Origin of the sequence: Sulfitobacter sediminilitoris (assembly GCF_010667575.1) — a bacterium.
Taxonomy (GTDB): domain Bacteria; phylum Pseudomonadota; class Alphaproteobacteria; order Rhodobacterales; family Rhodobacteraceae; genus Sulfitobacter; species Sulfitobacter sediminilitoris.
Genome location: NZ_JAABNT010000012.1, coordinates 34408 through 57979, shown reverse-complemented (window position 1 = coordinate 57979; position 23572 = coordinate 34408). Strand labels below are relative to the sequence as shown.

Sequence of the window (23572 nt, the reverse complement as noted above, 5' to 3'; positions counted from 1 at the left end):
GCCCGGTTTGTGCGGTCTGCGTCTTAACTTGCGGGTTTGAAAAACCTTGCAATGATCCACTGGCTGGTTTTGACTTGGTCCAGGGCTGCCATCCATTTTTTATCACAAACTGATTTTTCGGCGGCCTGTCCGATATTTTTTGGAGGTCCTGGTATGCCGATTGAAGGTTTGACCAAGCAGCAAAGTGATTTCATTGAGCGCTTTTTGAAGGTGCCGATGATCGGCAAGCGCAAGAAAATGAAGGAGCGACGCCGCGAAGCGGCAGAGCAGTTTCGCCTGTTCAACGCAGAACACGATCTGATCCGCGAAGAGATCGCGTCGGTCGAAGATGCGGCCGTGCGTTCGATCTTGCTCGGTCAGCTCGCGGTCGCTGAGACGATCATTGAGAAAGACCCGGACAACCTCGATTTCGAAGGCGGGCATAGACAGCTTGAAGACGTACAGGCAGCTATGCTGCTGCATATCCGCAAGGAGGATGCCGAGCGCGCGCATCACCAGCTGGAAACAGCGATGGGACGGATGGACAAGGACAATCCGCTTGTCGCGAAGGACGGCGGCGCGGATGGGCAAAGCGATATTGCCCTGACATGGGCCTATATTGAGGAGAAATTCGCAGCCGGCATGGCGTCGAACGATCCCAAGGCGCTGGATGACGCGCTGCGTGCGATGGGCCGGCTTGAAGTTATGATGCGCAATGCCGACAAGGCGGGTCAGAACCCGTTTGAGGCGCGACTGGCCGAGGTGGGCGATGCCAGGGCGGCAGCGGAAGAGGGTCTGGACCCGCGCTTGCAGGATGCGCGCCGCAAGCTGTCGGATACCTTCAACCAGCTTGCCGCGCTGCGTGAGAAACTTGCGGCGCAATTCGGCGAGGACAAGGTGCCGCTGGCGCTGCGCATCGGTGTGACGACCACGCAAAAGAAACTGGATGCAGCGGTCAATGCCGCCCCGGCCAAGTTGCCTGATCTGGCCGATGATGCAGAGGCGGGCTACATCGAGGTGCAGCGGGACGCGGAGAAAATGATCGCCGCGTCACAGGCCTGGGTCAGGGATCACGAGACGTTTCTGGTGCGCTATGCCGTGATGCAGGCGCACCCCAAAAAGGGTGACACGGAATTCGTCAAACCCGAGTTCGACAAGATCACGAGCGCGTACCTTGCGGCCAAGGCCAAAGCGGATGCACATGATTACCTGGAGGCGAGCCAGGACATCGCGGTGGTGCGCAATGATCTGAAAGACGCTCTTGATTTCGCGGATGACTGCGCAAGCTACGAGGCCGTGCTGACAGAGCGTGAGGCGCTGCTGGCCACTTTACCAGCGCCCGCGAAATATCCTTTGGACAAGCTGCGCGAGGACCATCAGGCAGCACATAAATTGCTGGACGATGCCAAGGATGCGCGCCGGGAAAAACGCATGAGCGGGGCAATGACCTTGCTGAACCAGATACCGGCGGCGGTGGCCGAGATCATCGAGCTGAACCAGATGGCAAGTGAGTTCGCCCGGTTCAAAAGAAGATGGGCCCGGCGGCAGGAGGAGTTCGAAGACAACTATGACGATGATGTCAAAGCGCTGATCAGTAAAGACGTTGAGTACTGCCAGAAAGCGGGCGAGGCCGCGCAGGCCGATGCGGACCGGGGGGCCTACAAGAGCGCGGCGGGCCAGATGCGCAAGGTTTATGGCTACCAGCGTCGCGTAAAGGAAGACGCTGATTACGCCAAGCTATACATTGTTGAGCGCGCGGAATTCGCAGCACGGCTGAAAGCGACAGAAGAACGCGCCGGACCTGAAGGACGCGTCGCGATCGAGAGCTACTATCAGGCGCTATTGGGAGACGAGACAAAACGCGCTGGCGCCCAGGCAACAGGTGATATCAAACTTGCGAACGCGATGTGCCTGCGGCTGAAATCGCAACATGAAGAAATGATGAATCTGGCGGATGACGCCAAGAATTATTTGGTCAAGAAGGCGGCCTTTGACGCCGAACTGGCCAAGCTGCAGGGGAAGAAGACGGCCGAGGCACTGGAGGCCAAGCAAACTGCGAATGAGATGCTAACCAATGCAGTTGCTGCGACAACACGCGGAAACTGGCTGGCTGGTAGGACTCTGCTTGAAAGCGCAACGCTTGAGATCAAGCGCGCCGTCAGTGACGCTCAAACCGCTGAGCTGATTGACGGAATGCAGAGCGGTGAAAATGGAATTGTCCTGACGCCAACCAGTGATTTCAAAATTATATATGCGGACTTTGCCAAGGTGCGCGCGCATGTCGAGGGATTGGATACCAATAGCATGTTTGGCACTGCGCTTGAGGCGGCAGACAATAAGGCTCGCTCAGCCGAAGGCATGATGGCCGGAGACCTGCAACAGGCTCAAGATGTGCTCAATGACGCCATCGAAGACTGCAAAAGCATTGCTTTGAAACTTACCGCTGCGGCGAGTTACGAGGCACAACGGATCGTGACCGAGGGAGTCATTGCGCTGGCCAAGGATGCGAATGCGGACAACGTGATCGATGACGAGATCAACGATGCCGAGCAATCGGTGGAAGATGCAGCAAAGGCGGTGAAAGATCTTACGCTGGATTTTCCCAGCGCGGTTCGCACCTTGGCCGAAGGGCAGGCGAAGGCTCGTTTGGGCCTTGACGCGATGGCGCATTTCTCAACGTCGATCAAGGACGCGAGATCGAAGATCGAAGCCCAGCTGGCCAAATTCCGCGCGCCCAATGTGGCCGGGCATATGGCGGCGGTGGCGGACCGTCTTCAGGCTGTGCTGGATCAGATGAACACCGCGTTCGATGACCGGAACCTGACCGAGGCGGGCAATCACGCGCGAAAGGGCGTCGAACTGGTGGCGGCCTTTGAGGGGACCTTCAAGGAATACGAACAGGCAGAGGCATTCATCAAGCAATATGTACGCGGCAAGCAGGGGGTCGAGATGACCCATGCATCGACGACGGAGGAAGCGTCCGAGATCACCCGGCTGACCGCCAAGATGGATGAAGCACACGCGAAGGGAAACTTCGGCGAGTCCTACCACACGGCTATTCAGATTTACCGTCTGGCCTATTGGGCACGGAAGAAAGCAGAGAGCTTTGATCTCTACCTCCCGCACAAGCTGGCCTGCGAACGCAAGCTGGATGAACTTGAGCCGCGCTCGGTGCCGCAGGCGGGTCCGGGATACGGGGCGGTTAAAGCGCTGCGTACGACCCTTGATGGCGCCGCGGCAAAGGCGGATCTTGATAACTATGGTGGGGCGAAGAAGGCACTTGATACCTTCCTTGCGGATTGTGACGCGGCTGGCGCGGAGCTGGACAAGTACGATCGCTATGCGCTGCAGAAAACGAGGGCGCAAGAGGCGCTCGAACGGGTGCGCCAAATCAGGTCCCCGGCGATTGAACCCTTGCTGGCACGGTTGGAAGGCAAGGATGCGAATGCGCAGAGAAAGGCTGCGGGCTTTGACTTTGCCATCGCGACGGACCTCTATACCGAACTGAAGGATGAATGCGACACCGCTAAGGACAGCGCAAAACGCGTCGCGGATTTTGCCGATGTCATCACCGATATCAAGGTCATCGCCGAGGATGATCCCGAAGACCTGATGGCAGCGATCTCCAAGGCTGAAAAGACACTAGACGATCTGAGCAAGGAGCCGTCGGCGATGTACGTGCATGAGGAAATCATGCAGTGCCACGCGCGATTGGACGCCGCACGGGCAGCCGCCGATGAGAATTTCACATCCGCCCGGCAAGATGTCGAAGCGGCGGTGGATGGATGCGTGCAGATCACGCTGCTGATGGCGCAATATGATCAGTTGAACGATTCAGCAGCCGTTGCGCGGACACTTGCCACGTCCCTGCAACATAGCCACCCCTTGCGGCAGAAAGCGGAACATGCCGATTTCGCCCAAGATGACATTTCAGACCGGATGGCGGCATTGGAAGTGTCGATGAACGCGGCACGTTCGGCCAAGTCAAACCGGGCACAAACCCAGAAAGACATTGAAGAGACGATCACCGCGCTGCGCGACCTGCGAAAGGTGCTGGATGCCCATCTGGCCTATGGCAATGAAAGAGAACCCGTCGCGGCAGCGCTTGCAGATCTGGAGAAAGGCGAACACCGTCACCTTATTCGCGAGGATCTGACGCTGGCCCACCGGGCGCTCGATACCGCTGCAACCCGCGCGGCAGACCGCAATCACAGTTCTGCGGTCAAGGAGGTCAAGGCGGCACGGGTTCAACTTGATATGGCAGAGGTGCGGATCAAGCTGGCGGCAAATACGCCGCCCGCGCCAGAAGACCTGAAGGCAATTCTGGAGTCCCCTGACGGGATCGACAAACTCGACGGGATCATCGGCAAGCTTGAAGCTTCGGTGCAGCGCAAGGTCATGGCGGTCGCCTTTGAAACCCGCTTTGGCTGCAAGCTGGAACTGAACAAACCGGGTGGCACGGCAAAGGACGGTGTTGCCGCAGATGACGCGGATATGGAATTGCCCGCACCCAACATCCGGAAATTCTACGAGACGATGTCCAAGCTGCCACCCAGCGATACGCTTGAGAATGACAGCATGCTGACCTTCATGCATTTCGACGGCCGGTCGGCGGCATCAAGCTATAACAGCGGTGACAAGAAGATCGCGATGCGGGAAGGCGACGACAAGACCTCGCGTATTTACAGCATCGCCATCGAACATGAGATCGGCAAGCTGCACGACCGCGCCATTCCCAAACCGGGCGAGGAACGGACAGCGTTTAGCTGGAATACCTTGCACGAGGTGGGCCACGCCGTGGATGACAAGATGGGCTTCATGAAAAAGCACGGGGAGCGGTTGGCGGGCTGGAAAGTCTTTGGCGCGGACGTCAGTGAACCTGCGGGGATCATCGCGGGGGAGTATAAGTTCGATCCGGATTATGTCGCGGAATATATGCTAAGCTCTCAGGGGCGAAACCTGCCGATCCCTGACCCGGATGGATGTGACGCCGAGGAATGGCGCAGGCGGATGGAGGAATGCCGCATGTTCGTTGACCGCGCCCGCGCGGGTAACAAGCCGTGGTCCTCCGCCAGCATTGCCGCCGCCTGCGCGATCGGCAAACACACCTATGTCGAAAGCTATGACAAAAGCTGGGCCAGATACCTGACAGAGCAGCGCCAGTACGCCGTATCCGGCTATCAGTTCCGCGCCCCCGGCGAATGGTTTTCAGAGCTATATGCAGCCTTCCACAGTGGCCGTCTGAATGACAATCACCCCCACAAGGATGAGATCCTCAACCTTTGATGCTGAAAGGAGGGGCCAATGTCCCTGTTTACGACCACGACAATCGAGTGTTCGGAATGCCAGACCACCTCTGACTTTCAGGCGGCCGGCAGTGTGAACGCGGATCGTCGCCCTGACCTGCGCGACGACATTCTGAACAACAGTTTCCAGTCGGTGAACTGCCCGTCCTGCGATGCCGAAATGCGGCTGGAGCCGCTTTTCAACTATCTCGACATGGAATTCGGGCTTTGGCTCGCGGCTTATCCCCCCCGGCAGATCACGGATTTTCGGACCCTGGAGAAAGAGGTGCAGGCGCTTTTCGATGAAAGCTATGGCGCCAAGGCAACCCCGTCGGCGCAAGAGGTCGGCGCTGACCTGCGGCCCCGGCTCACGTTCGGATGGCCCGCCACTCGCGAGAAACTCTTGCTGCGCAAGTCCGGCCTGGATGACGTGTCGATAGAGATGCTGAAGCTGGATCTGTTGCGGCGCGTTCCCGAAGCGCCGCTGCAGGCCGGGATCGAACTGCGGGTGGTGGATGTCGCGCCGGATACGCTCACGCTGGTCTGGATCGACATGATGACCGAAGACGTGTCCCAGCAGATCGAAGTAGATCGGGCGCTGTTGCTGGAAATCGAGGCGAATCCTGAAGGGTGGAACCCGATCAGGACGGACCTGACCAAGGGCATGTTCGTTGATATGCAAAAGCTGTACATGGGTGTCGGCCAGGATGCGGCCTGACCGCAGCGCTTATTCGGGTTTTGTCGTCACGAAGAAATAGACCCATTCGCCTTTGAAATCCGCATGCGCTGCCCGCGCCTCCGCGACGCGGGATTTCATCCATTCCAGATATGCGTCGGCAGGTTCAATCACCGGCCTGAGACCTTCATAAAGAGGAACAGACGCGGCAAAAGCGGCGGCGATCTCTTGGCCGTAGGGTGGCCCAATGATGACATGCAGCCCGGGCTCGCCCGGCTGGCGCGCTCCGATATCAATGGGTTGCTTGGGTGGAACTTGCGTCAATGGCGATGCTTCATTCGGTGACAGGTGGATCACGTTACCTGCGGCATCAAAGTAGTCGACGTAGACATAGGCGGGATAATCAGCGCCCGTCATCTCCAGTACCAGCGGCTGGTCCTTGACGAAGTCGAACGCTCTGGCATGGGTATCAGCACCTACAATCAGGGGGTTCGTGATCTGGTCGGTTGATTGTGGCAAGCCTACGGATGCGATGCCTGACAGGGCGGCACATTGGGGCGCGGGCAGTACCAGAAGATTATCGGTCACTGCGATGTCTTCGCCCATCTGTTCGCGAAGCGCGGCAAGCACCGGGCCACGCTGACTGTCTTGTGGGACATGGCCGGTCAATCTCAATGTGGTTGTGTCAGGATCAAAGGTGACTTGCATACGCGAACATGGAACCGAGAGCGCGGCGCCCACAGTGTCCCGAACGTCCACGCCGTTTGTTGCATCAGGCTGCGTAAAGCTTTGAAAAGCGGCAAGGGAAACAGGATCGACACTGCCTGCGGCAGGAAAGGCAAGTACTGCCTTTGATGCCGTCATTCTGGGCGCTTGTGCTGGGGCCGTGGCGCTTGGCGGTGTTTTCGGCGGCGCTGCTGTCGGCTTTGGTGCCGTCGGGGCGGTCGCAACAGCAGGGGGGACATCGGGTCTGACCGCTGCCGCAGGTACTGGGGCTGGCGCGGCAGACACTGCCGTTGGTGCCGATTGAGCGGCTTTGATCGTGGCCGGAGAGGCAAGAACGGCCTGGGGAGCGTCCGGTTGCGCTGCTGGAGTGGGGGTCAAGCTGGGCAAGAAAAGCTGGCCCGTCTCTGTCTGGCTTTCCGGGTCCTGTATTTCGGCGGCAACCGTTGGGGCACTGATTGCCTCGGCCACTGACTGTACAATGGCGCCGACGCCCAGTGCCGCCCCTTTCGTCGCCTCCTCCGAGGGCTTTTCCGCAGGCGGCGCCTGTTCCGCCGCTTCGCTTCGGGTGACTTGCTGGGCTTCGACGTTAAGGCGGCTTGAGGGGGTGGGCTGGTTCTTTATCGGTTCAGGTTGCAGCGCTGCCATCAGCCCCGCCGCTGCGGCGACATGCACCAATGCCGAGGCAATCAAGCCGACGCCCCAAGTGCCGCCCTCGGACCTCACGGGCTGGCAGGTGTGACGACAAGTGCCACGTCCTTAGCCCCGGCGGCCTCAAGCTCGGCGATCAGGGGCAAAATGTGCCGCAGCTCGGCTGCATGATGAGCATTGATGCGCACGAGTGTCTCGGAATTTTGCGCCAAGCCATCCAAAAGCGCGGTTAGCGGGTCCGCCGTTGGCGCACCGTCTACGGCCATTTCGCCCGTTTCACCAACCGAAAGCGTGATGCCGCCTGCTGGCATGTCCGCGCCGGTGCGCGCCATGGGCGGCGTGACCTCGAACGGGGCTGTGGCGTCCATCCGGCCGATCAGCATGAAAAATACCAGCAAAAAGAACACTACATCGATAAGTGCAATAATCGTTTCCGGCGCTTGCCGGGCAGGGGTCCGCGTCAGCTTCATTGCCGCGCCTCAAGACGGATTACCCTGACATTCCGAACACCTGCGCGTGTTGCCGTATCCATGACGCTGACCAAGGCTTGCGTGCGGGCAACACCGGTGGGTAGGATCATCACCGGCAGTGTCGGTGACGACGCAAGACGGTCGCGTAGAAGGGTATCAAGATCAGCAAGCGCAATGACCTTGCCCCGGATCACCGGTGCGCCATCTGCTCCGATACGGATCAAGATCGGTGGCGTTGTGTCTTGGGTCGTCGTCACCGTGGTGTTAGTATCATTGTTCTGTGACACTGCCGGGATCATGTTGAGATCAAGGTAGGTTGAGGTCACCATAAAAAAGACGAGCAGGATCAGCAGCACATCGATCATCGCCACCAAAGAAATCAGCGCCCGCGCGGGGCGTGGTCTTTTCAAGGTCAGGGGAGGGACATCGGTCATGGTTCAGGGTCCGCATCTGTGACGGGGATCAGGCGGCGTTCGGATTTTCCTCTACCAGCATCAGTCGGCCAATCGCGTTCTCGATCATCTGGGCGGCACTTTCCGCGCGCGCGGACAGAAGGGTGGCCGCGACGGCGGCTGGGATCGCCACCAGAAGGCCGACAGCGGTGGTCAGAAGGGCCTGCCATATCCCGCCCGCAAGGACAGAGGCATTTGCCGCGCCCTGCGCCATCTCAAGTGCTTGGAAAGACTGGATCATTCCCATGACCGTACCCAAAAGCCCCAAAAGCGGACTGATCATCGCGATCAGCTCGAGCAACCGGATCATGCTGTTCATCCGGGCAAACTCCTCGTTCCCGCGTCGCAGCAATTCGGTGGTCAATGCAGGGCCCTTGAACCCTTTGCCTAGTGATTGCATCGCATAGGCCATCACGCGATCAGCCGGGCTCTTGCCGCTCTTGGCGATGGCTTCCGCCTGATCCTTTTTTCCGCTGGCCCACTGCGCCAACGCCTCTTCACGCTTTGCTGCGCCGCTACGTGCCGACCAAAGTTGCAGCGTCTTGACCACGATCAGCGCGAGCGAAAGCGCGGACAGCAAAAGCAGCACGGCGATGATCACGCCGCCCGCGCCAAGTGAACTGAGATCAAATGACATGGCTATTTGACCAGCGCCGCGTTGGCCTTGCTGCGCAGCGTCAGTATGGGAAAGCAATCCATCTCATCCCCGTTCTGCGGGCGGCAGGAGGTCAGATCGTGCAAGAGTATCTCCGAGATATTGTCACAGGCGATTTCAGGGACTTCAAAGAGTTTTAGCGTTGTTCGGCTGACGGGCAGGGGGGCCGCGTCGATGGACAAGAGCCGGTCAATCACACCTTGGGTATCGAGGATGGCCAAAGACATCTCAAAGCCCTCAAAGCTGTTGTTGGTTTCGTTGCGAAACAAAAAGAATGCACTGCAACCGCCGTTGTCAGAAGCTTCGGTCTTGTTCAACTCAACGGTGAGACTGCCGTCCTGGGCTAGGGCATGCCCGGGCAAAAGGGCGACAAAAAGAGCAGTGACAACTGATTTAAATTTCTGAAATAGCATAATAATCCTCTGTTTGAGCCCTATGCAGCCAAGGCGGTTTCGACCTCTGAAAGTGCGTCCAATGCACGGGCGCGGATTTTGGTGTCGGTGAAGCCGTTCTGGTCAACGGCTTGAAAAAACGCGCCATCCAGCGTGCTGCGATAGTCGCGAATGATCTTGATCGAATCTTGCTTGAGTTTCTCACGCTCTGCCCCGCCTGGCGTTTCAACCAGCGCATTCAGTTTGTCCTCAAGGGTGCTGTCTAGATCCTCAAGATAATCGACCAGCATGGAGGTATTCTGCGCGATATCTTCCATGCCTTCGATTTCGCGCACCTTTGCATCGATGGTCATCTTGAGCTTGACCACATCGGCGTAAAGCCCGTTGCGCGTGTTGATCCAGTTGAGCCGGGATTTCAGGTACGCGACGACATTGTCCGGTGTGGCGCCCGCAGTCTCGTCGGACCGTGCCTCTCCGATGGCCTCCGCCGCATCTTTGATCCGCTTTCTAGTTGTCTCAGCGGCCCTCAACGCGCCTGCAAAATCTTTCGACGTTGCCTGAGATTTGGCAAAGTTGAACGCAAGGTTGACGGAATCAAGATCACCGCTTTTTTCATCCATCGCGGCGTCGACTTCGGCCTGCAGGGGGCCAAGTGTGGCCTCCCATTCCGCCTGTTCCTGTGATGCGGCATCAGGGTCGGTTTCGCGGTCCTGTTCAGCATCCTGATCATGGGCGTCTTCTTGATACGTTGCCTCTACATTTGCTGTTTGTTTGTCTGCTACCGTCTGATCGTTTTGCTCGTTATTATCACCCTCCCGGACGCCTTTGGCAGGGGCCTCAGAGAGAGCGCTCAGCATGTTTTCTGCTGCGGTCAGTTCATTGTCAGCTCCAACAAAATCATGGGCCTTTAGAAGGATAAGCGCTTGTAACAAAATTGTTTTGACCAATTTTGTATCTGCGCTTTTCGATTGATCCAGCGCTTTCTTCAACGATCCCGCCCGCGCCATTAGGGCTTTGGGATCTGGGGTATCTGCCGTCTCTGTTTGGGGCTTTTCTGTCGTGGCCGCCTTGGAGGCCAATGCCTTTGCAACGCCTTGCTCAATTTTGCCAATTGTAGCTTCGGCCTTGTTCAGCTCACCGCGTTTCAAAAAAGGAATAACCCGCGCCACCACCTTTTTCAGGGGTGTGCCGGCTGTGCCCAATTCAGCGATCGGTGCTTGCAGGCCTCGCAGCCGTTCGGTCAGTGCGGCGCGCTGTCCGTGATCGGCGCTACCAACGTTAATTTGTTCGTTTTTGCCTGGCGGCGCTGTGGCTGCCTCAGTCTGTTCTTTCTTGTCGGTGGGCGCCGCCTGCGGTTTCTGTAAGGCGTTGTCCTGATCCTCGATACCGTCCGCTTCAAGTAGCGTTCCGGTTGAGTCAAAAATCTCAACGCTGAAAGAATAGTCGAGCTTTTTGAGATATTTGCGCAGCTTTTTTGATAGTCCTGGCAGTTCCTTGTCTGTCTTGTAGATGAATTTGCGCGCTTCGATCTCAAATGTTCCAAAGGTGACCTTCGGCCCTTTGCCTATCTTCTTGGCCTCCCGCCCGATCACCTCGGGCGGTTTCTTGCGGTCGATGATTAACAGGTCGTCGTCTTTCGGACCCGGATTATAAGCAAGGTTCATCGGGCGTCGCTTGCCCATCATCACCAGCTTTTTAAGCTCTTCGGTCTTGATCGGGATATAAGCCAAACTAAGCCCCTATTTTTTTGCTGGAAAGGCATTGACATAAAAATGACGATAAGGCTGACTAATGGTCAAGCCCGCATTTTTCTCCACACCATTATCTCGGAGGATTTATGTAGATTTAATCTTTATTTTGAAGTGTTTGTGATGGATAAAAGTGTACTGTGCTGCCAGAGGCGATCACACAGTTTAAGACCAATGGGGGGGCCAGATGGACGTTTCTAAGCTGCTCGAACCCCACGGGGACGACAACCCGAGTGGTGAGAATCTGGAGTATGATCCGGCTTTTGTCGAAATGGAGCTGGCAGCTCAACCCGGCGAAGAACGCCAGGAAGGCGACAAGATTGTCGAGGCGGAGGACCCGGACTTTGGCGATGTGGTCAAAAAGGCCCAAGTCGTCTTGGAACGTAGTCATGATATTCGGGCCGCGGTTTTCTATGGCGAAGCGATTTTGCATACGCGAGGTCTGGCCGGATTTGCAGAAGCAACAGCTTACGTGCGCGGCTGCCTTGAGAACTTTTGGGACTCCTGCCATCCAGAACTGGATGAGGATGACGACAACGATCCGACAATGCGCATTAACGCAGTTCAGGGGCTAAGCGGATCTGATACTGTAGTCCGCGCATTGCGCCGCAGTGCACTGACCGACAGCCGCATGTTCGGACGTATAAACCTGCGGATGATTGAGATCGCTGAAGGGGTGATCCCGGCACCTGCTAGCATGTCAGAGGTGCCTGACACCTCTGCGGTTAGCGCCGCCTTCCGTGATACTGACCCTGACGCGCTTTCCGCAGTGTTGGCTGCTGCAATCTCGGCACAGTCTGACATCAAGGCGATTGACGAGGTGTTTAACGACAAGACACCGGGGCAGGGGCCAGACCTTGAAGACGTGCTAAAGGTCCTTGGTCAAATCGTGCGACGCCTTTCTGATGCGGTTGGTACCGAAAGCGGAGCGGTCGAAGCCGGAGCCGAAGATCGTGATGTTTCAGAGAGCGGAAATGAGCCGGCGGCTGGACCAACTGGTGGTGGCGGTACCGTTGGTGGGATCAATTCGCCCAACGATGTGGCCAATGCGTTGGACCGGATCATCCAGTATTACCAGCGCAGCGAACCCTCCAGCCCAGTGCCGATGCTGCTGGAACGGGCCAAACGGCTGGTCAGCGCGGATTTCCTGACCATCATGAAAGATATGGCGCCACAAGGCATCGATCAGGTTAACATGATCGGAGGCATCCAAGATGACGACGGTTACTGATCCCATTACCGCAGTCATTCATTTCACCGCAGGGCTGTCCCTGCCTTCCCTTTTCCAAAACCAAGGAGCCCTTCATGGCCGGTAGTTCCCAGAAATTCATAGCTCGCAACAGGGCACCCCGTGTCCAAATCGAATATGATGTAGAATTGTATGGTGCCGAAAAGAAAGTTCAGCTCCCCTTTGTTATGGGTGTGATGAGCGACCTAGCCGGTAAATCAGAGGTCGAGCAGCCCGCCGTAGCGGACCGCAAGTTCCTTGAAATCGACGTTGACAACTTTGACGAGCGGATGAAATCCATTGCGCCGCGTACCGCGTTCACCGTCCCTAATACCCTGACCGGTGAAGGAAACTTGGCCGTCGATATCACCTTCGAAAGCATGGATGATTTCAGCCCTGCCGCGATTGCCGCCAAAGTAGAGCCACTGGCCGAACTTCTGGACGCGCGCACGCAGTTGAGCAACCTGATGACGTATATGGACGGCAAAACCGGTGCGGAGGATCTGATCAGCAAGATCATTCAGGATCCTGCACTGCTCAAGACTTTGGCTGCGCAGCCAAAGCCCGCCGCAACAGAGGAGGAATAATTCATGGCTGAACAAGAAGACCAGGTAGAAGAAGCCGGTGGTGCAACGGCATTCGGCTCGTCCGAGTTTGAAAGCCTGCTGCAAAAAGAATTCCGCCCCAAGTCGGATCAGGCGAAAACGGCTGTTGAGTCCGCGGTCAAGACACTGGCCGAACAGGCGCTTTCCAATACAGCACTGATCTCGGACGATGCGCTGCGGTCAATCGAGAGCATTGTCGCGGAAATCGACAAAAAGCTGACAGAGCAGGTTAACCTGATCCTGCACCACGAGGAATTCCAGCAGATGGAAAGCGCATGGCGTGGTCTGCATTACCTCGTGAATAATACAGAATCCGATGAGATGCTCAAGATCCGGGTCATGAACATCTCGAAAAAGGATATGCACAAAACACTGCGCAAGTTCAAAGGCACGGCCTGGGACCAGTCGCCGATCTTCAAAAAGCTTTATACTGAGGAATTCAGCCAGTTGGGTGGCGAACCTTACGGTACGCTGATCGCGGATTACCATTTTGATCACGGCCCGCAAGACATTGAATTGCTGGGCGAGATGTCCAAGATCGCAGCGGCGGGCCATGCCCCGCTGATCACAGGCGCCAAACCAACCTTGTTCCAGATGGATAGCTGGTCAGAGCTGAGCAACCCGCGCGACCTGACGAAGATTTTTCAGACACCGGAATATGCATCCTGGCGGTCGCTGCGTGAGTCCGAGGATTCCAAGTATGTCGGCCTAGCCATGCCACGTTTTCTCGGGCGTCTGCCATATGGTTCCAAAACCGAACCGGTTGAAGCTTTTGCATTTGAAGAAGATACCGACGGGTCGGATCATAGCAAGTACGGCTGGATCAATGCGGCCTATGGCATGGCCGTGAACATTAATAAATCCTTTAAGGAATATGGCTGGTGTTCTCGTATCCGTGGCGTGGAGTCCGGCGGTACACTCGAAAACCTGCCATCCCATACTTTTCCAACCACTGATGGTGGCGTAGATCAGAAATGCCCTACGGAAATAGCGATCGATGACCGGCGCGAGGCGGAGCTTGCCAAGAACGGCATGATGCCGCTGATCCACCGGAAAAATACAGATGTGGCCACGTTTATGGGCGCGCAATCTCTGCACAAGCCGGCAGAGTATGACGACCCTGATGCGACGGCCAACGCGAATCTTGCAGCCCGGTTGCCCTACCTTTTCGCAACCTGTCGCTTTGCGCATTATCTCAAGTGCATGGTGCGCGACAAAATCGGATCGTTTAAGAGCCGGCAGGACATGGAATCCTGGCTGCAGGAGTGGATCAACAATTACGTTGATTTCAATGCCGACGTTTCGTCGGAAGCTGAGAAGGCGCGGAAACCTCTCGCGGCGGCAGAAGTCGTTGTCGAAGAGGTGGAAGGCAATCCTGGATACTACACGTCGAAGTTCTTCCTGCGACCACATTACCAGCTGGAAGGCCTCTCGGTCTCATTGCGGCTTGTTTCCAAGCTCCCTTCTGAAAAAGGTGCGTGATCCTTTGAATAAGCCTAGGGCCAGCACACACGACATAACGTAAACCACTTTTGAAAGGAATTGCACAATGGCTGCAAATATGTTCATCCACATCTCGGATATTCCGGGCGATGCAACCGAGGTCAACCACAAGGACTGGATCGTCATCCAAAGCGCAACCTTTGAGATGGAGCGAGCCGTGGACATGACCGATCTTGGTTCAAACCAGCGTGCCCATGCGAATACCAATTTCCAAAAAATCGAAGTCACGAGTCAGATCGGCAAGGCATCGAACGAAATCGCGAAATCGGTTGCGAACGGCACTGTCCGCCCCGAAATCAAAATTGAGCTGTGCCGCTCGGGCGATAGTGCCTCAGAAGGCCTCAAGGCTTTCTCGGTGTGGAAGCTTAAGCATGTAATTATCGACAAATACTCAATCTCGTATTCTGAGGATGGTATTCCCGAGGAAACTTGGGCGCTGGCCTATATTGCGGTCGAGCATGAGTACAAGGAAACCGATCAGAAATCCGGTAAGCTGAGCACGAAGAACGTGTTCAAGTGGGACCTACGCGCAGGCAATGTGGGGTAATCCACATGGCATCGCAGCGCACGTCACGGGCGTGCGCTGCGATGCGTTCATTATTATTATTCTCCACGCACCCTGAGCAGAGCGGAGGCCGCCTCATGACGCCCGAAGAGCATTTAAAATCCGGCGATTTGACCGCGACGCTGAATGCGCTGCAAGACAAGGTCAGGGCAAACCCGGCAGACCCAAAGCTACGCATTTTTCTATTTCAGCTTTTGTGCGTTCTGGGCGACTGGAAGCGCGCTATCACACAGTTGAAACTGAGCGGAGAAATGGACCCCGCTGCGTTGATGATGGCCCAGACCTACCGCGAGGGTATCATCTGTGAAGTATACCGTGAAAAGGTATTCAAAGGCGAGAAAGATCCGATGATCTTTGGTGAGCCAGAGACGTGGCTTGCGCTATTGATCGAGGCACAAAAGCTCTTGGCGCAGGGCAAAACTGCCGAGGCCGCACAGTTGCGTGCACAGGCATTCGAAGAGGCGCCCACCACATCAGGCACTGTTAATGGTAAGCCCTTTGCATGGATTGCGGATGCTGACATGCGTTTGGGCCCGGTATTGGAAATCATTGTAAACGGAAGATACTTCTGGCTTCCTTTCACGCAGATCTCGAAACTTGAGATCGAAGAGCCCGCCGATTTGCGGGATGCGGTATGGACCGCCGCAACCCTTACCTTGCGCAACGGAGGAGAGGTCGTGGCCTTGATCCCGACACGCTATGCTGACACGCCCGCCAAGGGCGATGATGCGGCGAAACTGGCGCGCGCGACCCATTGGGATGATGCCGGCCAAGAGACATTCATGGGCATCGGTCAACGGCTGTTTGCAACAGATCAAGAGGACATCGCGCTATTGGACTTGCGCGAACTAGTGCTGGATCAAGGCGCGGAAAAGGCGGCCGCCGATGGCTGACAAAATGCTTGCTGAACGACTGCAGCCTTCGTTGCTCGACCGGTTGACAGATGATGCGCCAACCGAAAAGCAAGAGACACGCGCGCACATGGCGATCGACATCAGTCGCCTGCGCGAAATCATCAAACGCGATCTGGCGTGGTTGTTGAACACCAACAGTATTGAATCGACGCTGGATATCAAAACCTATCCAAATGTGGCGCGCTCCGTGCTGAACTACGGGGTTCGCGAGGTTGCGGGCGAGTTTTCTACATCGGGCCGGGCAGAATTGATCCGCAAGTCGATCCTGAATGCAATCAGCGTACATGAACCCCGGATTATCACCGGATCAACCGCAGTCGAACTAAGATCAGAGAAAACCAAGGGCGAGACGCAAATCGCTTTTGATATCCACGCAGACATGTGGGCACAGCCTGTCCCGCTTGAGCTTTATCTACGCAGCAAGGTTGATGTGACCTCCGGCGAAGTGACGCTGGAAAGGGTGGGCTAGCTGAAATGGACACGAGGCTACTCAGACATTACGAAAACGAACTGGCTTACATGCGGGACATGGGTGCCGAATTTGCCGACGCCTATCCCAAGATTGCCTCCAGGCTAGGTATGGAAGGTGTCGAGGTTCTTGATCCATATGTCGAACGGTTGCTAGAGGGCGTGGCTTTCCTTTCAGCCCGTGTGCAGTTGGAATTGGAAATGCAGTTTCCTGTCTTTACCTCGCACCTGCTTGAAATCGTCTATCCTCATTATCTGGCGCCGACCCCGTCTATGATGATCGCACAATTCGAACCAAACATTAAAACCGCAGGTTTGAAGACAGGCTATGTGCTACCGCGCAACACCACTCTGCGCAGTCGCCTCATGGAGGGAGAGCAGACGGCATGCGAATTCCGCACGGCCCATGAACTCACCATGTGGCCGCTGGAAATTTCTGAGGCCGAATATATCGACAATCGTGGCGGATTGGTGGCAGCGGGCGTGGGCGCTAGCACACCCGCGCGCGCTGGCATCCGAATGCGGCTTAAGCGTGTTGACGGTGATGATATTGCTGAGCTCAAGATGGATGAGCTGACGCTCTACCTTGATCGACAATCGGGCCGCAGCTGGCAATTGCACGAATTGTTGTGCACGCAAACGGTCGGCTTTGCAGGGCGCTCTGCGGATCGGCGGGACGATTGGACAATGGCCCTGCCTCACGGCGCACTCAGCCAAATCGGGCTGACCCCGGAAGAGGCGCTCTTGCCAACGCCGCGCCGATCTTTCGATGGCTACCGGCTTTTACAGGAATACTTCGCCATGCCGGAGCGGTTTCTGTTTGTCAAACTCTCGGGTTTGCAGGCCGCGCTGCGCAAGGCCAAAGGGTCCGAGGTCGACATCTATATTCTGCTGGGTGATGGCAACAAGGATCTGGCGCCAGCAGTGACACCGCTGGCCTTTGGGCTGAATGCCGTTCCTGCTGTGAACCTGTTCCGCAAACGCTGTGACCGGGTGCATGTGTCGTCGCGCGATACTGAGCAGCATGTAGTGCCCAACAGGACGGCGGGTCTGGATTTTGAGATTTATAATATCGAATCCGTGACCGGCATCAGCGGCGACGGCGCGGATGACGTGGTTTTCCGTCCGTTTTATTCAGCCACGGATTTCACGGCGGCCGGGGACTCACATAGCGCGTATTATACGCAAAGCCGCAAGATGCGCCAACGCAGTGAAAAGGAACGCTTGCGCGGTGTCAGGACGTCTTATCTGGGCTCCGAAGTATACCTTTCACTGGTGGATCGGCGGCAGGCTCCCTATTCGTCCAAACTGGACCAGCTTGCTGTTACGGCACTTTGTACGAACCGTGATTTGCCGATGTTGCTGTCCGTTGGCGATGAAAACGTCTTTCACCTAACCGATGGTGGACCGATCAAATCAGTGCGCACACCGATTTCGCCGACGCGTCCCAATCCCACGCTGGCACAGGGGGACACCGCATGGCGCCTGATCAGCCACCTGTCCTTGAATTACCTGTCGATTGCACAAACCAATGACGGCAGTTCGGCCGAGGCGCTGCGTGAATTGATCGGGATTTATGCCCCCCTGGGCAATCGGGTGACGGAAAAACAGCTGGAAGGGATCACCAATGTATCCAGCCGTCCGATTGTGCGCCGGATGAGCGACGAGGTGCTTTCCACCGCTGTGCGCGGGCTAGAGATCACGATTGAGTTTGACGAGACATTTTTCGAAGGCACCAGTGTCTACGTGCTAGGTGCCGTGATGGAGCGGTTTTTCCGCAAGTATGCCACCATCAACAGTTTTACAGAGACCGTTTTGAGAACGGAAAGACGCGGGGAAATTGCCAGATGGCGACCGACAAGCGGACTGGGCCAGATACTGTAGGCCATTTCGTCAAATTGGTGGAAGAACCTGAAAAGCATCACGTTTTTCAGGCCATGCGAGTGATTGATGCCGCCTATCCCGATGCGCCCCGCCTTGGGGAAAGCCGCCGTCCGCGCGAAGATCGCATCCGTCTGGGCCAAGAGGCCGAGTTGGCCTTCCCGCCTTCAACCATCTCCAGTTTCAAGCCCGGAACGGACAAGGTACCGGGCAAGTTGATGAACCGTTTCTTTGGTCTTTGGGGGCCGCAGGGGCCGTTGCCACTGCACCTCACAGAATATGCGCGAAACCGGCAACGCAATCACCGCGATCACACGATCATCGCTTTTGCGAACATGCTTACCCACCGGATGATGAGCCTGCTGTATCGCGCGTGGCGTAGCGGCCAACCTGCGGCAAGCTATGACCGGGGCGACGATGAATTCGAACGCCGCGTGGCCGCGCTTGCGGGCTATCGCGGGCCGGGTTTTCAGGACCGGGACGCGGTGCCGGATGTTTCGCGCCGTCATTTCGCAGCCATCATGTCTCAAGGGTCCAAGAGCCCGGATGGCCTGATCTCGTTTCTCAGCGCATTTTTCGATGTGGATGTGCAAATCGATCAGTTTGTTGGGTCATGGCTTCAGCTTGAGCCGGATGACTGCTGGGAACTGGGCAGCATGGTTGGTTTGGGCCAGACTACCAGCATCGGCAGCCGTGTCTGGAGCAGGGCATCAAAGTTTCGCCTGCGGATCGGCCCACTGGACCGGGACCGGTATGAGCGGTTCTTGCCTGGCACCGACGGGTGGGACCGGCTCGAGGCCATCGTGCGCAGTTATATCGGGGACACGCTGGATTGGGATGTGCAACTGATACTGAAAGGCGACGAAGTGCCAAGGTCTGTGCTTGGGGGCACGACCCGTCTGGGCCAAACCTCGTGGGTGGACATGAAGCGCGACGATGACACACCGCGCCCGGATGCAGCAGACCTGTTCCTGACACCGCAGCGCAGGGTCGCTTGAACCATGACGAATAAAATGAATTTAAAGGGGAGACGAACATGACGGAGATCAGCAGGGTCGCATTGTTCGGAAAGCTGAACAGCCTTGGATACAAAGCGGTCGAAGGTGCCACGGTTTTTTGCAAGATGCGGGGCAATCCGTATGTTGAAGTTGTGCATTGGCTGCACCAGATTTTGCAGGGTCAGGACAGCGATATTCACCGGATCGTGGATCACTATGATCTGGACGTAGGCAAGATCGCCGCCGAGATGACGCGAAACCTTGATGGCCTGCCACGCGGTGCAAGTGCCATTTCCGATCTTTCCGATCACCTGATGGACGCAATGGAACGCGGCTGGGTTTACGGTTCGTTGCTCTTCAGTTCAAATCAGGTGCGTACAGGTCATCTGCTACTGGGGATGCTGAGGACGCCTGCGCTTAAGAACATCCTGAACTCGATTTCGTCAGAGCTTGCCAGCATCAAGCCCGATGATCTTGCAGAGAACTTTATGGATGCCACCGCAGGTTCTCCCGAAGAACGGATGGGCGCACAGGATGGTAGCAAAACCGGCGGTGGTGCAGAACCCGGCGAGGCTTCGGGAGCAATGTCGCCTGCCCAGATGGGCAAGGGTGAGGCGCTGGAGCAGTTTTGTACCGACCTCACCGAACAGGCCCGCAACGGCGAAATTGATCCGATTGTCGGGCGTGATGAAGAAATCCGCCAGATCGTCGATGTGCTTATGCGGCGGCGGCAAAATAACCCGATCCTGACCGGCGAGGCAGGCGTGGGCAAGACTGCCGTCGTCGAAGGCTTTGCCATGCGTATCGCGCGCGGCGATGTGCCGCCAGCGTTACAGGACGTGCGCTTGCTAGTATTGGACGTGGGTCTGTTGCAAGCTGGTGCGTCGATGAAGGGTGAATTTGAGAACAGGCTGCGCTCGGTCATTGACGAGGTTCAGTCCAGCCCGACGCCGATTGTTATGTTCGTGGACGAAACCCACACGCTGGTGGGCGCAGGAGGTGCGGCTGGAACGGGTGATGCGGCCAATCTTTTGAAACCCGCACTGGCACGCGGCACGCTACGCACCATCGGGGCCACAACATGGGCTGAGTACAAGAAGTATATCGAAAAAGACCCCGCCCTGACCCGGCGTTTCCAGGTGGTGCAGGTGGATGAACCAAGCGTGCCCAAGGCCGTGATGATGATGCGCGGGATCGCGTCGATGCTGGAAAAACACCACAAGGTTCAGGTGCTGGATGAAGGCATCGAAGCGGCGGTTTCTCTGTCGGCGCGTTACATTCCGGCCCGCCAACTGCCGGACAAATCAGTGAGCGTTTTGGATACCGCCTGTGCGCGCGTCGCGGTCAGCCAGCATGCCGTTCCGGCGCAGGTTGATGACGCACAACGACGGATTGAATCCCTTGATACAGAACTTGAAATTATCGGTCGGGATGAGACGGCAGGTTACGACGTTGAGGACCGCCGCGCCAAGGTCGAGGCTGAAAAAGCTGAAGTGTCAGAGCGGCTTGAAGAGTTGCAAAAGAACTGGGACCTGGAAAAAGAGATCGTCGCGGAAATTCTTGACCTGCGTGCGCAGTTACGGGCTGGGGGTGCGCCTGTTGAAGAAGGGGCCGAGATTGCGCCCGAAGGCGGCGATGACGCCTTGGAAGATGCCGCGCGGGCTGAGCTAATGGCAAAGCTGAAAGACGCCAACAAGCGGCTGGAAGACGCACAGGGCGAGACGCCGCTGATCCTGCCTATCGTTGATGCGCAGGCCGTCGCATCGGTTGTCGGCGACTGGACGGGCATCCCCGTGGGGCGCATGGTTCGTGACGAAATCGACACGGTTCTGAATCTAGAAGAGCATCTGGCAAAGCGTGTGATCGGCCAAGACCACGCGATGAAGATGATCGCAAAGCGCATCCAGACCAGCCGTGCGGGCCTTGATAACCCGAATAAACCCATCGGTGTTTTCCTGCTGGCGGGCACCTCCGGCGTCGGCAAGACGGAAACCGCGCTGGCGCTGGCCGAGGTGCTTTACGGTGGAGAGCAGAACGTTATCACCATCAACATGTCCGAGTACCAAGAGGCGCATACCGTCTCCAGCCTCAAAGGCGCGCCTCCGGGCTATGTCGGATACGGCGAGGGTGGGGTGCTGACCGAAGCGGTACGGCGCAAACCATACTCTGTTGTATTACTGGACGAGGTCGAGAAAGCGCACCCCGATGTGCACGAGATTTTCTTTCAGGTCTTTGACAAGGGCGTAATGGAAGACGGCGAGGGCCGCGTGATCGACTTCAAGAACACCCTGATCCTGCTGACCTCGAACGCGGGCTCTGACCTGATCATGGACCTGTGCAGCGATCCCGACCTGTTGCCCGAACCCGAAGGTATCGCCAAGGCGCTGCGCGATCCGCTTTTGAAGATTTTCCCTGCAGCACTGCTGGGGCGTCTGGTGACGATTCCTTACTACCCACTCAGCCCGCATATGATCGCAGAGATCACAAAGCTTCAGCTGGGCCGGATCAAGAAACGGGTCGAGGAAAGCCACGACGTACCGTTCAGATATAGCGACGGCGTGGTCGATCTGATCGTGGACCGTTGTCAGGAGTTGGAGAGCGGCGGGCGCATGATCGACGCCATCGTGACCAACACCATGCTACCAGACATCTCGGCCGAATTCTTGCGTCGGATGATGGAGGGACAGCCCGTCAACAGTGTAACCATCGACGTGAAGGATAGCGATTTTACTTATAATTTTGGCTGAACTTTGACCGAGGAGATTTGAGAAGTGAAAAAGGGTGCAACACTGGAACTTGCTGCAAAATGGGAGTTCAAAAACAAAGCCAAGACGATGAAGAAGTTTGGTCTTGCGGCGGAATTGAAAGCCTTTGAGGTTCTTAAGGCCAAGGCAGAGCTTGGGTGAAAGATGTGACGCAAAAGACCGCCAAGACTGAGGAACAAGTGCTGGCTTCCATGGATCGCATCAGAATGAGTGCAAGCCGCGCTAAGGTCTATGATCTTGTGGAAAGCAACCGGTTCAAGAACTCCATCATGGGCGTGATTATCTTCAACGCAATCACGCTTGGCATGTCGACCTCTCAGACGATCATGGGGGAAATCGGCAGCGTTCTGTCGGTCGTGGACAATGTGGTCCTGACAATCTTCGTGGGTGAGCTTTTGCTCAAGTTCTACGCCTACCGGATGTCGTTTTTCCGCAGCGCTTGGAATATCTTTGACCTTCTTGTCGTTGGTCTGGGTCTGTTGCCAAGTCAGGAAGGACTGTCAGCCCTGCGCGGTCTGCGGGTCATCCGCGCAATGCGTCTGCTGTCGGTGGTGCCGCAAATGCGGGCGGTGGTTCAGGCCTTGCTGGACGCTTTGCCGGGCATGGGCGCCGTGATCATCATGATCTCGATCGTATTCTACGTTTTTGCGGTCATGGCCACGCTCATGTACGGTGCATCCTTCCCTGATTGGTTTGGCACTCTTGGACGATCTCTCTATTCGCTCTTCCAGATCATGACGCTGGAAAGCTGGTCCATGGGCATCGTCCGACCTGTGATGGCGCAATATCCCTCGGCCTGGGCGTTCTTTGTACCTTTCATTGTGATCACTGCGTTTTCGGTGCTGAACCTATTTATCGGTCTTCTGGTCAACACCATGCAAGGCGCGGTGGAGGAAGATACCGAGGCAGAGTTCGAGAACCTGCGCATATTGGTGCGCGATGAAACTGACACGGTCGACCGCAACGTGCTGGCCCTGATGGAAGAGGTCAAAGCCTTGCGGGCCGAGATCGCTGAGAGTAAAGGCAAAGGGGGAACCTAATCGGACATGGCTGGAAGCTCGCAAAAATTCATCGCACGCAATCGCGCCCCCCGGGTTCAGATTGAATACGATGTGGAACTCTACGGGGCCGAAAAGAAGGTGCAACTGCCGTTCGTCATGGGCGTGATGAGCGACCTTGCCGGCAAATCCGAGGTGGATCAGGGATCGGTCGAAAGCCGCAAGTTTCTTGAGATCGATGTTGATAATTTTGATGAACGGATGCGCGGTATCGCACCACGCGCCGCTTTCACTGTGCCAAATACCCTGACCGGAGAAGGGTCCATGGCGATTGATCTGACATTCGAGAAGATGTCGGACTTTGAACCCGGTGCAATCGCGTCACGGGTCGATGCGCTGCGCCCGTTGCTTGAGGCGCGGCAGCAATTATCGAACCTGATGACCTACATGGATGGTAAGGCCGGAGCCGAGGCGCTGATCGAAAAGGTACTGGGGGACCCGTCGCTGTTGGGTGCAATTGCCGCCGCACCTGCGTCCAAAACAGATGATCAAAGCGCGGCTTTGGACGCCTTGCGCGACCAAGATGTGCCCGAAGCCGGGAATGTTGATGGGACAA

Annotated in this window: 19 protein-coding genes and 1 pseudogene; 14 read left to right on the top strand and 6 right to left on the bottom strand. The window is 56.7% G+C overall.

Annotated features, from left to right (window positions below):
- Positions 1-153: 153 nt before the first annotated feature.
- Together GV827_RS17090 and GV827_RS17085 are read left to right on the top strand one after the other, a co-directional pair.
- Positions 154-5265 carry a hypothetical protein gene (locus GV827_RS17090; RefSeq protein ID WP_164355030.1) on the top strand — a complete coding sequence of 1704 codons (5112 nt, stop codon included), beginning with the start codon at positions 154-156 and terminating at the stop codon, positions 5263-5265.
- Between the two features lie 18 nt (positions 5266-5283).
- Positions 5284-5982 (top strand): CpXC domain-containing protein, encoded by a 699-nt coding sequence (locus GV827_RS17085; protein ID WP_164355029.1) that lies wholly within the window; start codon positions 5284-5286, stop codon positions 5980-5982.
- A 9-nt stretch (positions 5983-5991) separates the two neighbouring features.
- On the opposite strand, the gene GV827_RS24020 is transcribed toward GV827_RS17085, so the two are convergent.
- From GV827_RS24020 to GV827_RS17055, 6 genes are read right to left on the bottom strand one after another with little or no spacing between them, the layout of a single operon-like run.
- Positions 5992-7389 (bottom strand): DUF4384 domain-containing protein, encoded by a 1398-nt coding sequence (locus tag GV827_RS24020; RefSeq protein ID WP_164355028.1) that lies wholly within the window; start codon positions 7387-7389, stop codon positions 5992-5994.
- A complete protein-coding gene (locus GV827_RS17075; RefSeq protein ID WP_164355027.1) occupies positions 7386-7784 on the bottom strand; it encodes an ExbD/TolR family protein in 399 nt (132 codons plus the stop codon). The genes GV827_RS24020 and GV827_RS17075 overlap by 4 nt, the downstream gene beginning before the upstream one ends.
- Positions 7781-8218, bottom strand: coding sequence for an ExbD/TolR family protein (locus GV827_RS17070; RefSeq protein ID WP_164355026.1), 438 nt, complete (start codon positions 8216-8218; stop codon positions 7781-7783). Before GV827_RS17070 ends, GV827_RS17075 begins: the two co-directional genes overlap by 4 nt.
- Positions 8219-8246: 28 nt before the next feature.
- Complete coding sequence (locus GV827_RS17065; RefSeq protein ID WP_164355025.1) at positions 8247-8873, bottom strand: MotA/TolQ/ExbB proton channel family protein; 627 nt, start codon at positions 8871-8873, stop codon at positions 8247-8249.
- Between the two features lie 2 nt (positions 8874-8875).
- Positions 8876-9304, bottom strand: a complete 429-nt coding sequence (locus GV827_RS17060) for a hypothetical protein (protein ID WP_164355024.1) — start codon at positions 9302-9304, stop codon at positions 8876-8878.
- 20 nt (positions 9305-9324) lie between these two features.
- Positions 9325-11013 carry a hypothetical protein gene (locus GV827_RS17055; RefSeq protein WP_164355023.1) on the bottom strand — a complete coding sequence of 563 codons (1689 nt, stop codon included), beginning with the start codon at positions 11011-11013 and terminating at the stop codon, positions 9325-9327.
- A 205-nt stretch (positions 11014-11218) separates the two neighbouring features.
- Here GV827_RS17055 and tssA point away from each other — a divergent pair, with 205 nt between their 5' ends.
- The 12 genes and pseudogenes from tssA to tssB (GV827_RS23645) all read left to right on the top strand — a co-directional run.
- Positions 11219-12262 (top strand): type VI secretion system protein TssA, encoded by a 1044-nt coding sequence (tssA, locus tag GV827_RS17050; RefSeq protein ID WP_164355022.1) that lies wholly within the window; start codon positions 11219-11221, stop codon positions 12260-12262.
- Between the two features lie 74 nt (positions 12263-12336).
- Positions 12337-12846, top strand: coding sequence for a type VI secretion system contractile sheath small subunit (gene tssB, locus GV827_RS17045; RefSeq protein ID WP_164355021.1), 510 nt, complete (start codon positions 12337-12339; stop codon positions 12844-12846).
- Positions 12847-12849: 3 nt separating this feature from the next.
- Positions 12850-14346: a type VI secretion system contractile sheath large subunit gene (gene tssC / locus GV827_RS17040; protein WP_164355020.1), complete on the top strand. Its 1497-nt coding sequence runs from the start codon at positions 12850-12852 to the stop codon at positions 14344-14346.
- A gap of 67 nt (positions 14347-14413) precedes the next feature.
- Positions 14414-14914 carry an Hcp family type VI secretion system effector gene (locus GV827_RS17035; protein ID WP_164355019.1) on the top strand — a complete coding sequence of 167 codons (501 nt, stop codon included), beginning with the start codon at positions 14414-14416 and terminating at the stop codon, positions 14912-14914.
- Positions 14915-15009: 95 nt separating this feature from the next.
- Positions 15010-15825 (top strand): type VI secretion system accessory protein TagJ, encoded by an 816-nt coding sequence (locus tag GV827_RS17030; protein ID WP_164355018.1) that lies wholly within the window; start codon positions 15010-15012, stop codon positions 15823-15825.
- On the top strand, positions 15818-16315 hold the full coding sequence (gene tssE, locus GV827_RS17025; RefSeq protein ID WP_164355017.1) for a type VI secretion system baseplate subunit TssE: 498 nt from the start codon (positions 15818-15820) through the stop codon (positions 16313-16315). Before GV827_RS17030 ends, tssE begins: the two co-directional genes overlap by 8 nt.
- Positions 16316-16320: 5 nt before the next feature.
- Positions 16321-18198: a type VI secretion system baseplate subunit TssF gene (gene tssF, locus GV827_RS17020; protein ID WP_164355016.1), complete on the top strand. Its 1878-nt coding sequence runs from the start codon at positions 16321-16323 to the stop codon at positions 18196-18198.
- Entirely contained in the window at positions 18162-19193 is a 1032-nt protein-coding gene (tssG, locus tag GV827_RS17015; RefSeq protein ID WP_164355015.1) for a type VI secretion system baseplate subunit TssG, read from the top strand. The genes tssF and tssG overlap by 37 nt, the downstream gene beginning before the upstream one ends.
- A 38-nt stretch (positions 19194-19231) precedes the next feature.
- Positions 19232-21940, top strand: a complete 2709-nt coding sequence (tssH, locus tag GV827_RS17010) for a type VI secretion system ATPase TssH (protein ID WP_164355014.1) — start codon at positions 19232-19234, stop codon at positions 21938-21940.
- A 24-nt stretch (positions 21941-21964) separates the two neighbouring features.
- Positions 21965-22099 (top strand): hypothetical protein, encoded by a 135-nt coding sequence (locus GV827_RS23875; RefSeq protein ID WP_268895751.1) that lies wholly within the window; start codon positions 21965-21967, stop codon positions 22097-22099.
- A gap of 65 nt (positions 22100-22164) precedes the next feature.
- Positions 22165-22998, top strand: coding sequence for an ion transporter (locus tag GV827_RS17005; RefSeq protein ID WP_235930416.1), 834 nt, complete (start codon positions 22165-22167; stop codon positions 22996-22998).
- A gap of 6 nt (positions 22999-23004) precedes the next feature.
- Positions 23005-23502 (top strand): annotated as a pseudogene (tssB, locus tag GV827_RS23645) (type VI secretion system contractile sheath small subunit); the annotation flags it as partial.
- Between the last annotated feature and the right edge of the window lie 70 nt (positions 23503-23572).

Coding starts and splice junctions, on each gene's coding strand:
- GV827_RS17090 (WP_164355030.1), top strand. CDS start 154: ATGCCGATTGAAGGTTTGACCAAGCAGCAAAGTGATTTCATTGAGCGC.
- GV827_RS17085 (WP_164355029.1), top strand. CDS start 5,284: ATGTCCCTGTTTACGACCACGACAATCGAGTGTTCGGAATGCCAGACC.
- GV827_RS17075 (WP_164355027.1), bottom strand. CDS start 7,784: ATGAAGCTGACGCGGACCCCTGCCCGGCAAGCGCCGGAAACGATTATT.
- GV827_RS17070 (WP_164355026.1), bottom strand. CDS start 8,218: ATGACCGATGTCCCTCCCCTGACCTTGAAAAGACCACGCCCCGCGCGG.
- GV827_RS17065 (WP_164355025.1), bottom strand. CDS start 8,873: ATGTCATTTGATCTCAGTTCACTTGGCGCGGGCGGCGTGATCATCGCC.
- GV827_RS17060 (WP_164355024.1), bottom strand. CDS start 9,304: ATGCTATTTCAGAAATTTAAATCAGTTGTCACTGCTCTTTTTGTCGCC.
- tssA (WP_164355022.1), top strand. CDS start 11,219: ATGGACGTTTCTAAGCTGCTCGAACCCCACGGGGACGACAACCCGAGT.
- tssB (WP_164355021.1), top strand. CDS start 12,337: ATGGCCGGTAGTTCCCAGAAATTCATAGCTCGCAACAGGGCACCCCGT.
- tssC (WP_164355020.1), top strand. CDS start 12,850: ATGGCTGAACAAGAAGACCAGGTAGAAGAAGCCGGTGGTGCAACGGCA.
- GV827_RS17035 (WP_164355019.1), top strand. CDS start 14,414: ATGGCTGCAAATATGTTCATCCACATCTCGGATATTCCGGGCGATGCA.
- GV827_RS17030 (WP_164355018.1), top strand. CDS start 15,010: ATGACGCCCGAAGAGCATTTAAAATCCGGCGATTTGACCGCGACGCTG.
- tssE (WP_164355017.1), top strand. CDS start 15,818: ATGGCTGACAAAATGCTTGCTGAACGACTGCAGCCTTCGTTGCTCGAC.
- tssF (WP_164355016.1), top strand. CDS start 16,321: ATGGACACGAGGCTACTCAGACATTACGAAAACGAACTGGCTTACATG.
- tssG (WP_164355015.1), top strand. CDS start 18,162: ATGGCGACCGACAAGCGGACTGGGCCAGATACTGTAGGCCATTTCGTC.
- tssH (WP_164355014.1), top strand. CDS start 19,232: ATGACGGAGATCAGCAGGGTCGCATTGTTCGGAAAGCTGAACAGCCTT.
- GV827_RS17005 (WP_235930416.1), top strand. CDS start 22,165: ATGAGTGCAAGCCGCGCTAAGGTCTATGATCTTGTGGAAAGCAACCGG.